The organism is Streptomyces sp. NPDC096132, assembly GCF_044763345.1.
In the GTDB taxonomy this organism is placed as follows: Bacteria; Actinomycetota; Actinomycetes; order Streptomycetales; family Streptomycetaceae; genus Streptomyces.
On record NZ_JBIWGA010000018.1, the window covers coordinates 146,782 to 158,898 of the forward strand.

The 12,117-nt window shown below is 71.3% G+C and carries 11 protein-coding genes and 2 pseudogenes; 7 read left to right on the forward strand and 6 right to left on the reverse strand.

Annotated elements, in window-relative coordinates; genetic code table 11:
• The first annotated feature begins 241 nt into the window (after positions 1–241).
• The 3 genes from ACIRF9_RS35365 (at position 242) to ACIRF9_RS35375 (ending at position 2,868) form a co-directional block, all read left to right on the forward strand.
• Entirely contained in the window at positions 242–1,060 is an 819-nt protein-coding gene (locus ACIRF9_RS35365) for an IclR family transcriptional regulator (protein ID WP_403830921.1), read from the forward strand.
• 216 nt (positions 1,061–1,276) lie between these two features.
• Positions 1,277–2,161, forward strand: a complete 885-nt coding sequence (locus tag ACIRF9_RS35370; RefSeq protein WP_403830739.1) for an alpha/beta fold hydrolase — start codon at positions 1,277–1,279, stop codon at positions 2,159–2,161.
• 92 nt (positions 2,162–2,253) lie between these two features.
• The gene (locus ACIRF9_RS35375) at positions 2,254–2,868 is read left to right on the forward strand and encodes a TetR/AcrR family transcriptional regulator (RefSeq protein WP_403830742.1); all 615 of its coding nucleotides are present in this window, start codon (positions 2,254–2,256) and stop codon (positions 2,866–2,868) included.
• A gap of 28 nt (positions 2,869–2,896) precedes the next feature.
• On the opposite strand, the gene ACIRF9_RS35380 is transcribed toward ACIRF9_RS35375, so the two are convergent.
• The 3 genes from ACIRF9_RS35380 to ACIRF9_RS35390 form a co-directional block, all read right to left on the reverse strand.
• Entirely contained in the window at positions 2,897–4,633 is a 1,737-nt protein-coding gene (locus ACIRF9_RS35380; RefSeq protein WP_403830745.1) for an FAD-binding protein, read from the reverse strand.
• A gap of 146 nt (positions 4,634–4,779) precedes the next feature.
• Positions 4,780–5,670, reverse strand: coding sequence for a VOC family protein (locus ACIRF9_RS35385; RefSeq protein WP_403830747.1), 891 nt, complete (start codon positions 5,668–5,670; stop codon positions 4,780–4,782).
• Between the two features lie 61 nt (positions 5,671–5,731).
• On the reverse strand, positions 5,732–6,916 hold the full coding sequence (locus tag ACIRF9_RS35390) for an acyl-CoA dehydrogenase family protein (protein ID WP_403830750.1): 1,185 nt from the start codon (positions 6,914–6,916) through the stop codon (positions 5,732–5,734).
• A 350-nt stretch (positions 6,917–7,266) separates the two neighbouring features.
• Here ACIRF9_RS35390 and ACIRF9_RS35395 point away from each other — a divergent pair, with 350 nt between their 5' ends.
• From ACIRF9_RS35395 to ACIRF9_RS35410, 4 genes are read left to right on the forward strand one after another with little or no spacing between them, the layout of a single operon-like run.
• Positions 7,267–8,433: a Rieske 2Fe-2S domain-containing protein gene (locus ACIRF9_RS35395; RefSeq protein ID WP_403830753.1), complete on the forward strand. Its 1,167-nt coding sequence runs from the start codon at positions 7,267–7,269 to the stop codon at positions 8,431–8,433.
• A complete protein-coding gene (locus ACIRF9_RS35400; protein WP_403830756.1) occupies positions 8,430–8,711 on the forward strand; it encodes a hypothetical protein in 282 nt (93 codons plus the stop codon). Before ACIRF9_RS35395 ends, ACIRF9_RS35400 begins: the two co-directional genes overlap by 4 nt.
• Positions 8,708–9,736 carry a 2Fe-2S iron-sulfur cluster-binding protein gene (locus tag ACIRF9_RS35405; protein ID WP_403830759.1) on the forward strand — a complete coding sequence of 343 codons (1,029 nt, stop codon included), beginning with the start codon at positions 8,708–8,710 and terminating at the stop codon, positions 9,734–9,736. The genes ACIRF9_RS35400 and ACIRF9_RS35405 overlap by 4 nt, the downstream gene beginning before the upstream one ends.
• A 34-nt stretch (positions 9,737–9,770) precedes the next feature.
• Positions 9,771–10,274 carry a flavin reductase family protein gene (locus ACIRF9_RS35410; protein WP_403830761.1) on the forward strand — a complete coding sequence of 168 codons (504 nt, stop codon included), beginning with the start codon at positions 9,771–9,773 and terminating at the stop codon, positions 10,272–10,274.
• Positions 10,275–10,327: 53 nt separating this feature from the next.
• Here the strand turns inward: ACIRF9_RS35410 and ACIRF9_RS35415 are convergent, their stop codons facing one another.
• The 3 genes and pseudogenes from ACIRF9_RS35415 to ACIRF9_RS35425 form a co-directional block, all read right to left on the reverse strand.
• Positions 10,328–10,726: a DUF6545 domain-containing protein gene (locus tag ACIRF9_RS35415; RefSeq protein ID WP_403830923.1), complete on the reverse strand. Its 399-nt coding sequence runs from the start codon at positions 10,724–10,726 to the stop codon at positions 10,328–10,330.
• A 407-nt stretch (positions 10,727–11,133) separates the two neighbouring features.
• Positions 11,134–11,346 (reverse strand): annotated as a pseudogene (locus ACIRF9_RS35420) (IS5/IS1182 family transposase); the annotation flags it as partial.
• A gap of 47 nt (positions 11,347–11,393) precedes the next feature.
• Positions 11,394–11,456: pseudogene (locus tag ACIRF9_RS35425) on the reverse strand (hypothetical protein); the annotation flags it as partial.
• Between the last annotated feature and the right edge of the window lie 661 nt (positions 11,457–12,117).

Sequence of the window (12,117 nt, forward strand, 5' to 3'; positions counted from 1 at the left end):
GGCGAGGCCGGGAACAAGGCGGCGCGGGGCGGGACAGGTGGGGGACCTCCCGCCCCGCGTCGTTTCCAGTCCCGCTGGATTCCCGCAGAATACTGTCCGTCGGACATCTTCCCACCCGGGCAGGCCACTGCTAGCGTCAAAATTAGATTTCATTCTAGTTTCGGCGAGAGGTGCTGGCATGAACTCAGCGCTGAGCGGGATTGCCGGGTCCACCCTTGAGCGGGAGGCGCTGCCCCCTTCGATGGTCGAGCGGATCACGCTGATCATGGATCTCTTCGACCGTCCGTACGCCCATCTGAGTCTGGAGGACGTCGCCGGCCGCACGGGCCTGCCGCGTTCCACCTCGCACCGGATCCTCGACCAACTCGTGGGCGTGGGCTGGCTGGAGCACATGACGACGGGCTACCGGCTCGGCCCCCGGGCCCTCGGTCTCGGTGGCCGGGACACCGGCCACAGCGCGCTGCGCGCCGCCGCGGCTCCCGCGCTCCATCAACTCGCCGTCCGCACAGGGATGGTGGTGCACCTCGCGGTCCTGGAGGACACCGAGATCTACTACCTGGACAAGGTCGGAGGCCGGTCCGCCGTCGACGTGCCGTCCCGGGTCGGCGGACGCGCTCCGGCCCACTGCACGGCGCTCGGCAAGGCCATGCTCGCTTGGCTGACACCGGACCAGATCGAATACGAGTACGCCGAAGGCGTCCCGGCCCGCACGGGCAGCAGCATCACCAGCCGGGACCGGCTGCACCAGGAACTCAGCCGTGTCCGGGACCGGCACGGCCTCGCCTACGAGCGGGGAGAGTGTTTCGGCAGCGTCGGCTGTGTGGGCGTCGCCCTGCGCGGCGCCGCCGGGCCCCTGGGCGCTCTCTCCGTTGTCGGCGAGGCCGACGCGCCGCTCGAACGGTTCGCGCCGCTCGCGCTCGCCGCTGCCCGCCACATCGTGGACGAACTCGCCGGCCTGCCCCGGATGCCGTCCGCGGCCCTGCCGGCCCGCCGCTCCCGGTCCGGCCCACAGTCCGCCCTTCGCGCTTCGGACGGGCGGTCCGTCGCCACTGTGGGGTAGCGGTTTCCCGGCGCGGATCCGACCGGGCCGGCACCTGCCAGGCCGCCGCACCCGGACCGGGCCGCAGCCCCTTCTCCCCGGTCGGGGCGGCCGGCGGCCGAGCGGGGCCACGACCGGTGCGGGTCCCGCTGGCCGGGATGTGTGTGCTGCTGCTCACCGGGCGCCTGGTTAGCGTCCCTGACGACAGCGAAGCCGACGCCGGAGGTGGCGAGGACCATGACCGAGGTGACGGACCGAACACCCGACTATGCCGAGACCTTGCGTGAACTCCCGACGGAAGAAGGGGTGTTGCGCTATCACGAGGTCGGCGACGGCCCGCCCCTGCTGCTGCTGCACGGCTCCGGCCCCGGGGTGACCGGTTGGCGCAACTACCGGGGCAACCTGGCCGCGTTCGCCGAGCACTTCCGCTGCCTCGTCCTGGAGTTCCCGGGGTTCGGGGTGAGCGATCCGACCGACGAGCACCCGATGGCGGCCGCGCCGAAGGCCGTGTCGCGCTTCCTCGGCGGACTCGGCCTGGACCGGGTCGACGTGGTGGGCAACTCCATGGGCGGTATCGTCGCGGTGAACCTGGCGATCGCCCGGCCCGGCCTGTTCCGGCGCATCGTGACCGTCGGCGGCATCGGCCGCAACCTGTTCGGCCCCGCACCGGGCGAGGGCATCAACCTGCTGGTGGACTTCACCGAGAACCCGACCCGGGAAGCCCTGGTGCGCTGGATGCACTCGATGGTGTACGACCCGGCTGTCGTCACCGACCAGATGGTGGAGGAGCGCTGGACACAGGCCACCGACCCGGACACCCTCGCGGCGGCCCGGCGGATGTACGGGCGCAAGGCGATCGCGGCGGGCTTCGCGGCCTCGGAGGCGAGCGACCGGCCGCCGTACTGGGCCATGCTGCACAAGGTCACCGCCCCCACACTCATCACCTGGGGCCGTGACGACCGGGTCAGCCCGCTGGACATGGCCCTGCTGCCCATGCGCACCATGCCGAGCGCGGAGCTGCATGTCCTGCCCCGGTGCGGTCACTGGGTGATGATCGAGCAGCAGGCCGCCTGGGAGAGCGCCGTACTCGCCTTCCTCACCCGACCCGGCGACGAGGCCTGAGACCACCGCACGCTTCGGGACGCCGACGGAGCGGCCCCTATCCTGGAACAGGCCGATCGCCGCGCCCGCAGAACCGACAGACAGGGGGACCGATGCCACGAGTCGCCGAGGTGCGCAAGGCAGCGGCAGCGCCCTCGTCCGAGCGTCAGAACGAGCGCTGGGACCGGATGCTGGCCGCCGCCGCCGAGCTCGGGGCCGGGACGGCGTACGAGCAGGTGCAGATGCAGGAGATCGCCCGCGTCGCCGACGTGGCGCTCGGCACCCTGTACCGCTACTTCCCGTCCAAGGCACGGCTGTTCACCGCGTTGTTCAACGACCGGGTCGCACGCTTCGTCGCGGAGGAGTGGTCCACCGAGAGCGGGGACGGTGTGGGGAAGGTGGGTGAGCGGCTCGCGGCCCTCACCCGTCGCCTCGTCGAACAGCCGCTGCTGTGCGGGTCGATGGTGCGGGCGACCACTGTCGACTACTGCGACCCGTCGGAGCCGCACGCGCCGATGGCCGAGGCCCACATCTACCGGGCGACCCTGCGTACGCTCGGCGTGGAGGAGCCCGGCCCCCAGCTGGACACAGCCGTCCGGATGCTGGTGTACAGCTGGTGGGGCGTACTTGTGTCCTGCCTCAGCGGACGGACCACTCCCGGCGAAGGCCGACAGCAGATCACCCTGGCGGCACGGCGGCTGCTGGCAGAAGAGGCGCCGACGGGATGAACACCCGTCGGCGCCGGAACAGCTTCGCTCAGTCCGCCGCTGCCGACTGCGGCGCCCGCCCGGCCGCGTGCTCCACCGCGAGGTGGGCGAACACCATGGCGGGCCCGATCGTCGCCCCCGCGCCCGCGTAGTCGTTTCCCATCACCGAGGCGGACACGTTGCCGGAGGCGTAAAGCCCCTCCACCGCTCCTCCGTCCTTCCGCAGCACCCGCCCCGCCGGGTCGGTGACCAGACCGCCCTTCGTGCCCAGGTCACCGGCCTCGATCCGGATGGCGTAGTAGGGCCCGGAGTCGATGGTGTCGAGGACCGGGTTGGGCAGGGTCGGGTCGCCGTAGTAGTGGTCGTACGAGCTGTCGCCCCGGCCGAAGTCGCGGTCCTTCCCCTCCCGGGCGAAGGTGTTGAAACGCTCCACGGTCTGCTGCAGCGCGTCCGCAGGCACCCCGACCGCGTCGGCCAGCGCGGTCAGACTCTCCGCCTTGGCGGCCAGACCGGTGTGGTACCACTCCGGCGGGAAGTCCTTGCCGGGCAGCACACCCGCGAACTGGTAGCGGCGGCGCGCCTTCGCGTCGAAGATCTCGTACGCCGGGATGTGGCCGCCGTCGAGCTGGGCGTGCACGAAGTTCACGTACGGAGCCGACTCGTTGGCGAACCGGCGGCCCTCGGCGTTCACGATGACCATCGGCGGGATGCAGCGCTCGGAGACCAGCGGGAAGACGCCCCCCTCCGGCAGGGCAACGCCCGGCATCCACCACGCGTCGTCCATCAGGTCGGTATCGGCCTCCACCTGTTCGCCGAGACGATGGCCGTCGCCGGTGTTCGTGGGCGCGCCCATGCTGTAGTCCGGGCGACCCGCTTCGGGCAGGTGCGCCTTGCGCATCTCCATGTCGTGGTCGAAGCCGCCGGTGGCGAGCAGCACGCCGTGCCGGGCGCGCACCCGCAGCTCGCCGCCGTCCCGCCCGACCACGGCACCGGTCACCCGCCCGTCCTCCAGGACGAGACGTGTCACCGGCGCCCGCAGCCACAGCGGGATGCCGAGGTCCTTCATGGTCAGACGCAGCCGGGCGATCAGCGCCGCGCCGAGCGTCTTCATCCGGCGGCGGCGGAAGACGTTGGACACCACACGCCAGCCGGCCACCGGGAGCATCCGCCAGGACCTCCAGTCACGTTGGAGCATCATCAGCACCCGTGCCTCGTAACCCGTGAGCCACAGGCCCATCGGTGCGGGCACGTCCAGGCCCTTGAGATGCGGTTCGTCCTCGCCGAGCAACCGTCCGTCGATCGGGCGGGGTTCGATGGTCCGGCCCAGGGGCCGTCCGCCCGGCTCCTCCGGGTGGTAGTCCGAGTAGCCGGGGCACCAGCTGAACTCCATGTGGCGGCTGACGCGGTGCAGCATCTCCAGGACCTCGGGTCCGCGCCGCGCGTAGACGTCGAGCCGGTCTGCCGGGACACGGTCGCCGACCACCGCCTGGAGGTACCGCCGCACCTCGGTACGCGAGTCCCCCCGGCCGGCCGCCCGCAGCGTCGGGTTGTCGGGGATCCAGATACCGCCACCGGACAGCGCGGTCGAACCACCGAACACGTCGGCCTTCTCCACCACGAGGGCCGTCAGCCCGGCGTCGTGCGCGGCGATGGCCCCGACCATACCGGCCGCGCCACTGCCGACCACGAGCAGGTCGACCTCCTCGTCCCACGCGCCGGCGCCGCGCTGTGCGGAGTCCCGGCCGGTGGAGGGACGGGGTTCGGGAGTCGTGGGAGTCGTGGTCATGCGGGACCTCCGTGCTGGTGTCGACCTCGTGCCGCTCGATCCTCCGAGTCCGGACCCGGTGCGGGCGAGGCGAGGTCCCGTTCAACGGAACCGCCCGGGAGGCGGCGGCCTCCCGGGCCGTGGTGTGCCGTGGACGCGACCGGGCGTCAGGCGCCGAAGTCCCAGCTGTGCCCCCAGTAACTGTCCGCCGTGATCTCCTCGGCGGTGTAGGAGTCCTCGTCGACGAGCAGGCCCTCGCAGCCGATCTCCAGGTCCCAGCCGCCGGGGGTGCGCACGTAGAAGGAGACCATCTTGTCGTTGGTGTGCCGGCCCAGTGTGGACGACACGTGGTAGCCGGCCTTCAGGACCCGGTCGAGAGCCCGCCCGACCTCATCGAGGGTCTCGCACTCGACCATGATGTGCACCAGCGCCGGCGCCTTCAGCTCCGGTGAGGGGAGCAGGGCGAGGCTGTGGTGGCGGGCGTTGACCCCGAGGAAGCGCAGCCTGACCGGCCCGAACTCGGGCGGGGCGGGCAGCCGGAACGCGCCGCGCGGCAGGAAGTCCAGCGTCTCGGTGTAGAAGCGGTAGGCGCCGTCCAGATCGCCCACGGGGACCACGACATGGCCCGCTCCCAGCTTGCCGGTCACGAAGCGGTTGCCGTACGGGGTGGCGAGGGGGCCGTGGTCCAGGGCGGGCCCGTGGAAGATCTCCACGGGCGTTCCGCCGGGCGCCTCGAAGGCGATGGCCGCCTCCACCCGGCGCAGGTCGCACTCCTGCTGCGACAGCGGCTTGGCGGCGATGCCCGCTGTCTCCACGGCGGCCTGGACCCGGCCGAGCGCGAGATGGTCACGCACCTCCCAGCCCACCGCCTCGACCCGGTCCTCGCCGCCGGGCAGGATCACGATCCGGCCGCCGCGTTCGTCCGCACGCAGGTACAGCGCGTCGGTCTCCGGACCGCTTCCCTCGGCGAACCCCGCCGTCTCGAAGGCGAAGGCCCGCCACGGTGCCATGTCGGCGGTCCGGACCCGGACGTAGCCCAGCGAGCTGATGTCGCCCATGAAGTTTCCCTCTTCTTCTCTGTCTGCCTGACGTCTCTTCGTGGTGCGGTGCGGCGCGTACTCAGATGAGGGCCCGCAGTGCCCCCTCCGGCTCGACGCCCAGGGAGGTGAGCGCGGCGGAGTGGTAGATCGCCCCGGGGGTGTGGATGGCGTGCTGGAGGCCGACGTGCGCGTCGCGCCAGAAGCGCTGCATGACGTTGTGCCGGCGTACCGCGTTCCCCCCGGAGCGGGCGAAGATCTCGTCGACCGCGCCGACAGCGCGCCAGGCACACCGGATCTGGTTGCGACGTACGACCGCCCGGTCCTCGAAGGTGACCGGCTGCCCGGCCTCGGCCCGGTCGTACAACCGGCTGATCCCGTCGAGGAGCTGGGTGCGGGACGCGCCGATCTCGGCGGCCGCCTCCGCGATCGCGGACAGCACGTACGGATCGTCCTTGATCTTCGTGCCCATCGCCGTGACTCGGTCGCGCTGGTAGTCGAGATGTGCCGCGAGCGCGCCCTCGGCGATGCCCACCACCGCCGCCGTGATGCCCAGCGGGAACATCGCCCAGAACGGCAGCCGGTACACCGTCTCGGAACGACCCGCCCGTTCCGCCGCCGTCTGGCCCTCCGCGACGTCCGCCATCTCGATGGTCCGGTAGGCGGGCACGAAGGCGCCGTCCACGACGACGTCCTTGCTGCCCGTGCCGCACAGGCCGATCACGTCCCAGGAGTCCGGCACGATCGTGTAGTCGGATCGGGGCAGGACCACGTGCAGCATCTTCATCGGCTGCTGCGGCTTGCCGTCCGGGCCGCCGACCAGCGCGCCCAGGAACACCCAGTCGCAGTGGTCGGTCCCGGAGGAGAAGTTCCAGTGGCCCCTCAGCGTGTACCCGCCGTCGACCGGTGTGGCGATGCCCTGGGCCGCATACGGCGAGGCGATCCAGGTGTCCGGGTCCTCGCCCCACACCTCCGCCTGCAGCCGACGGTCCATCACGGCCATCTCCCACGGATGGACGCCGCCGACGCCGCACACCCAGCCGGTGGAACCACAGTGCCGGGCGACCGCCATGACCGCCTCGGCGAAGTCCCTCGGATGAGCCGCGTAGCCGCCGAAGTCCGTCGGCTGCAACAGCCGCATCACGCCCGCCTGACGGATCAGTTTGACACTCTCGTCCGACAGCCGTCCCAGGCTCTCCGTCTGCTCGGCCGTCGCCGCCAGCAGCGTCGCGGCCTCCTCGACCCGGTGGACCACCTCGTGCGCCATCCCAACCTCCCGATCCTCGCCGCGAACCGGCCCCGCGGATACGGCTCCCCGCGGCACCGTCGCCCGGTCGGCCCGACGCTAGGCCCGGGCGGGAACGGTCCCCGCATGCGTCTCCCGCTGAACGGGACCGCCGTGTGCACGAGCCGGCCGTCCCCTTCTCCCGGCGTCCGGAGTGCTCGCACCACGAGCGTCGCCCGTGGGTGTCTCCCCCCTCCATCCCGGTCAGCGGGAGCGGGCCTTTGGGGGTGCGGGTCCGGTTCGCACGATGACGATCGAAGGCGGCGCCGCACAGCCGACGAGGTGTGCGCCGCCGCGCCGAGCGCCGTCGCCGCGCACATCATGGAGGACCGATGACAACAGCCGAGTCGGGCGAGCAGGTCCGCGTCATCGAGGTGGGAGCGCCGCCCGTCCGGTACGCGCGGGGCTGGCACTGCCTGGGCCTCGCCGACAGCTTCCGGGACGGCAGGCCGCACGCGGTCCAGGCGTTCGGCACCAAGCTCGTGGTCTTCGCCGACAGCGGCGGCGAACTGCGCGTCCTCAACGGCTACTGCCCGCACATGGGCGGCGACCTGACCCAGGGAACGGTCAAGGGCGACGAGATCGCCTGCCCCTTCCACGACTGGCGCTGGTCCGGCAACGGCCGCTGCGCGAGCATCCCGTACTCCAAACGCGTCCCGGTACGCGCCCGCACCAAGTCCTGGCCGGTCCTGGAGCAGAACAAACAGCTCTTCGTGTACCACGACCCGCAGGGCAACCCGCCACCGCCCGAAATGGACATCCCGCGCGTCGACGGGGCCTTCACCGACGAGTGGTCGGACTGGACCTGGAACTCGCTCCTGATCGAGGGCTCCAACTGCCGTGAGATCGTGGACAACGTGGTCGACATGGCCCACTTCTTCTACGTGCACTACTCGTTCCCCGTGTACTTCAAGAACGTGTTCGAGGGCCACCTGGCCACCCAGTACATGAACTCCACCGCCCGCGACGACGTCAACCTCGGCACCACCTACTCCAAGGCGGAGGGCGAGCAGAAGCGCGTCAGCCGCTCCGAGGCGACCTACTTCGGACCGTCGTACATGATCGACTGGCTGTACGGCTCCAACGGTCTCATCGAGACCGAGACCGTCCTCATCAACTGCCACTACCCGGTGAGCCCGACCAGTTTCGTGCTGCAGTGGGGCTGCATCGTCAAGAAACAGCCCGGCCAGCCGGACGAGGTGGCGCAGCAGATCGCCCAGGCGACCGCGAAGGGCGTCGAGGCCGGCTTCCTCCAGGACGTCGCCATCTGGCAGAACAAGACCCGGATCGACAACCCGCTGCTGTGCGAGGAGGACGGCCCGGTCTACCAGCTCCGGCGCTGGTACGAGCAGTTCTACGTCGACGTGGAGGACGTCACCCCGGAGATGACCAACCGTTTCGAGTTCGAACTCGACACCGAACGTGCCGTGGAGTTCTGGACCGGCCAGGTCGAGGAGAACCTCAAGCGCCAGGGCGGCGTGCCGCTCCGGCCCGCGTGAGCGCCGACGCGCGGGTCCCGCTGGCGGACCCGGTGCGGACCTCCCAGGTGCAGGTCCTGTCCTGCGAAAGCTGTGCCACCACGGTGCTGGTGCGCAAGAGCAGCTTGGCGCAGACCTCCGTGCAGTGGCCCGACGGAGCCGAAGGCTGTGCCGAGTTCGCGGAGGTGCGCGCAGGGGACGGACCGCCGCGCACGGCGGTGATCCCCACCTGTACCCGGCTGCGAGCGACGATCGAACAGGCCGTACGCACGGGCCGGCTGACAGTGGTCGACCCGTGACCGCCCCGCTCCGCACCCTGCGTGTCGCCGAGGTGACCCCGGAGACGGACGAAGCGGTCTCCGTCTCCTTCGAGGTGCTGGAAGGGGACGAACTCCGTTACCGTCCGGGGCAGTTCCTCACCCTGCGGATACCGGCACCGGACGGCTGGGTGGCCCGCTGCTATTCGCTGTCCAGCGCCCCCGGCGACGCCCGCCCGACCGTCACGGTCAAACGGGTGCCCGGTGGCGTCGCCTCGAACTGGATCTGCGACCGGCTCCGCCGCGGCGACACCGTCGACACCCTCGCCCCGGCCGGCCGGTTCACTCCCGCGCCGGACCGGCGCGACCTGCTGCTCTTCGCGGCGGGCAGCGGCATCACTCCGGTGATGTCGATCCTGCGGGCACGGGCCCGCGAAGACGGTACGGCCGTGCTGGTGTACGCCAACCGCGACGAACGGTCGGTGATCTTCGCCGCCGAACTGCGCCGCCTGACCGAGGAACACCCGGACCGGATCCGGGTGGTCCACTGGCTGGAGACGCTCCACGGCCTGCCCGACCCCGCCCGGCTGGCCGCGCTGTCCCGGCCCTGGGCGGGCGCCGACGCCGCCCTGCTCTGCGGGCCGGGGCCCTACATGCGAGCGGCGGCAGAAGCGCTGGAGCGGCTGGGGATGCCCCGGTCCAGGGTGCTCACCGAGGAGTACCGCTCTCTCGCGGCCGACCCGTTCGCAGGCCTGATCAGGGCGCCGGCAACACCTGCCGACGACGAGGCGGGCGCCGCCACCGTGACCGTCCGGCTCGACGGCGAGCGACGGACCCTGCCGTGGCCCGCCCGGACGACGCTGCTCGACCTCCTGCGCGCCCGCGACCTCGACGCACCGTTCTCCTGCCGGGAGGGCGCGTGCAGCGCCTGTGCCTGCCGGGTCGTCGAGGGAGAGGTGAAGATGCTGCGCAACGCCGTGCTGGAGGAGGAGGACCTCGCCGAGGGCTACGTCCTGGCCTGCCAGGCGGTACCCCTGTCCGACCACGTCGAGGTCGTCTACGACTGAGCCGAACCCCTCACCACTCACCGAAGGAGTTCCGATGCGCCCGAGCGTGAACGCGCGGACGTTCCGAACCGCCCTGGGCCAGTTCGCCACCGGCGTCACCGTGATCACCGGACTCGACGGCGACGAGCCGGTCGGGCTGGCCTGCCAGGCCTTCTCCTCGCTCTCCCTCGACCCGCCCCTGGTCCTGTTCTGCCCCGGGCACGGCTCGACCAGCTGGCCGCGTATCCGCGGCTCCGGCCGCTTCGGGGTCAACGTCCTCGCCGAGGACCAGCGCGCGGTGTGCGAGGCGTTCGGCAGCACGACCGGCGCCAAGTTCAACGCGGTCGGCTCTCGTCGTACGCGCGGTGGGACCGTCGTGCTGGACGGCGTCCTGGCCTGGCTGGGCTGCACCATCGAGACGGTCTACGACGGCGGCGACCACGACATCGTCGTGGGCCGGGTGCAGGAACTGAGCGTGGAACGGCAGGACGGACCGCTGCTCTACTTCCGGGGCGGCCACGACTTGCCGAACGCGGCACTGGCGCCGAGCGGGCGGTGAGGCGGCAGGAGCCCTTGCCCTCGCACGCCGACGCCGGCCGTCGCCATGGTCGGTCATACGCCGGCCGCACTGCGGACCGGGCGGATGGGAGGGCTTGGGGGCCGGGAGGGTCCGGATGGTTCAGGGTGTTCGGACGGCCTGGACGGCCCAGACGCGAGACAGCCCGTCGGTGCCGGAAGGCTCTGCTCCCGGATGCGACCCTGAGACCGGCCGGCCCGCTTGTCCTCCAGTGCAGCGGCGATCACCGTGGGCTTCCAGAACGGCCGCACGGTCGACGGCCGCAGGGGTGGCGCGGTTCCTCCTTCCCGGGGCCGCAGTGCCGGACCTCCGTCCCGGATCTCGATGACCCTGCGACAGCGGGCGAACGCCGCCCCGCGCAGACCGGGGCGCCGACGGAGGGCATGCGGGTTGAGGACGATCTTGGGCAACCCGACATGGAGCCCCCGCCGCAGAGGGCCCGAGACGACGGTGGGCGGGGCGAACGCAGTGGGCCGACGATCCGCTCACCCCAGAGGGCGGCGGTGGCGCCCTTTGTGGTCAGCCGCAGCCCCTTAGGCAGAGGGCCGGACGGGATACGGCGCGCACGGCGGACCAGGACGCGGGCGAGGGCGTACAGACGCCGGCAAGGCGGTGAAGCGCACGTTTGTACGCGGCCGGTGCCCAGCCGCGGCCACGGCGTACACCGCTGCCGCTCTCCTCGCGGCCGCGACGACGCACCTGGGCTGGTCCACCGCTGAGGTCCTCACCCTCCAGGCCGCGATCTTCGTCGCTCTCGCCGCGATGGTCCGCGACCACACCTCGCTGGACACGGTCGCGTCGGACACGGGGGTCGTGCGGCTACTTTTTCCTTCGCGGCGGCGGAGTCCTTCCCGACGGTCGAGGCTGCTTTTGACTGACTGCGAATCGATGATCTTTGCGACTGCTCGGGGCCTTTACCCATCTCCCGTCGGATCCTTGCGGCGAGGGCGTCCGGGATCCGGCCGATGACCTCGCGGGCCGCCCAGCGGGCCCTGAATCCCCAGACGGTCCGCCAGAGCGGGAAATCCGCCGGCAGGGCCCGCCCACTCCTGCCGCCTCGGCCAGCATTGGTGCGGGGTCCGGTAGCAGATGCAGCAACCACACGATCACGACGGCGTCCACCCCGTCCGACGCGAAGGGCAGCTGCACGGCGTCGCCACGCACGACACCTCATCTGCCGCGGCCAGGGCTCTCGGTTCACCGCTATGGGACGCGTCGTGGTTCCGGGCCTCGTCGTCGAAGTCGATCATCCGTCCATCCTGCCCAGGCCGCTTTGTGGACGGTGGCGCCTTCGTTCTTGGCGACGGACGGAAGGAGCGCCAGCCGGCGCTCGGGGGAAAGCCCGAGGGTGGGTGCGCGATCCTCCGTCTCGGCACTCGTCGTTCCGGATTTGTTGACATGGAAACGAACCTGGTCTACCTTTGGTTCTATGTCAACAAAAAGTGTGTGCATTCCGTCCGGGATGGGCCGCAGCCAGCCGGCCACCACGGGAGCGACACGCTGTCCGGCAGGTTCGTCGATGAGGGTCACGCCGCAGACCGATGAGGGGGCAGGGGGCTGTCTCCCGGGGTTCACGCCTGCTCCCGGGAATGCTTCACCTTCACGCTGTGTCCACGGGGTGGACCAAGGGCGTTTCGTGTATCCGCGAGAACCGCGGTGGTCGCATCGACGTGATCAGATCGGGTGCTGATGGGTTTCCGGGGCGGGGCCGGGGTTCTCACCTGCCTGAGCCATGCATCACACCGTGACCGCAGGGTTGCCTCGTGCGCACCCGCGTGTCGTGGGAGACGGTCCGTCTCTCCGTCGGTGTCCGAGTGACCGAGGG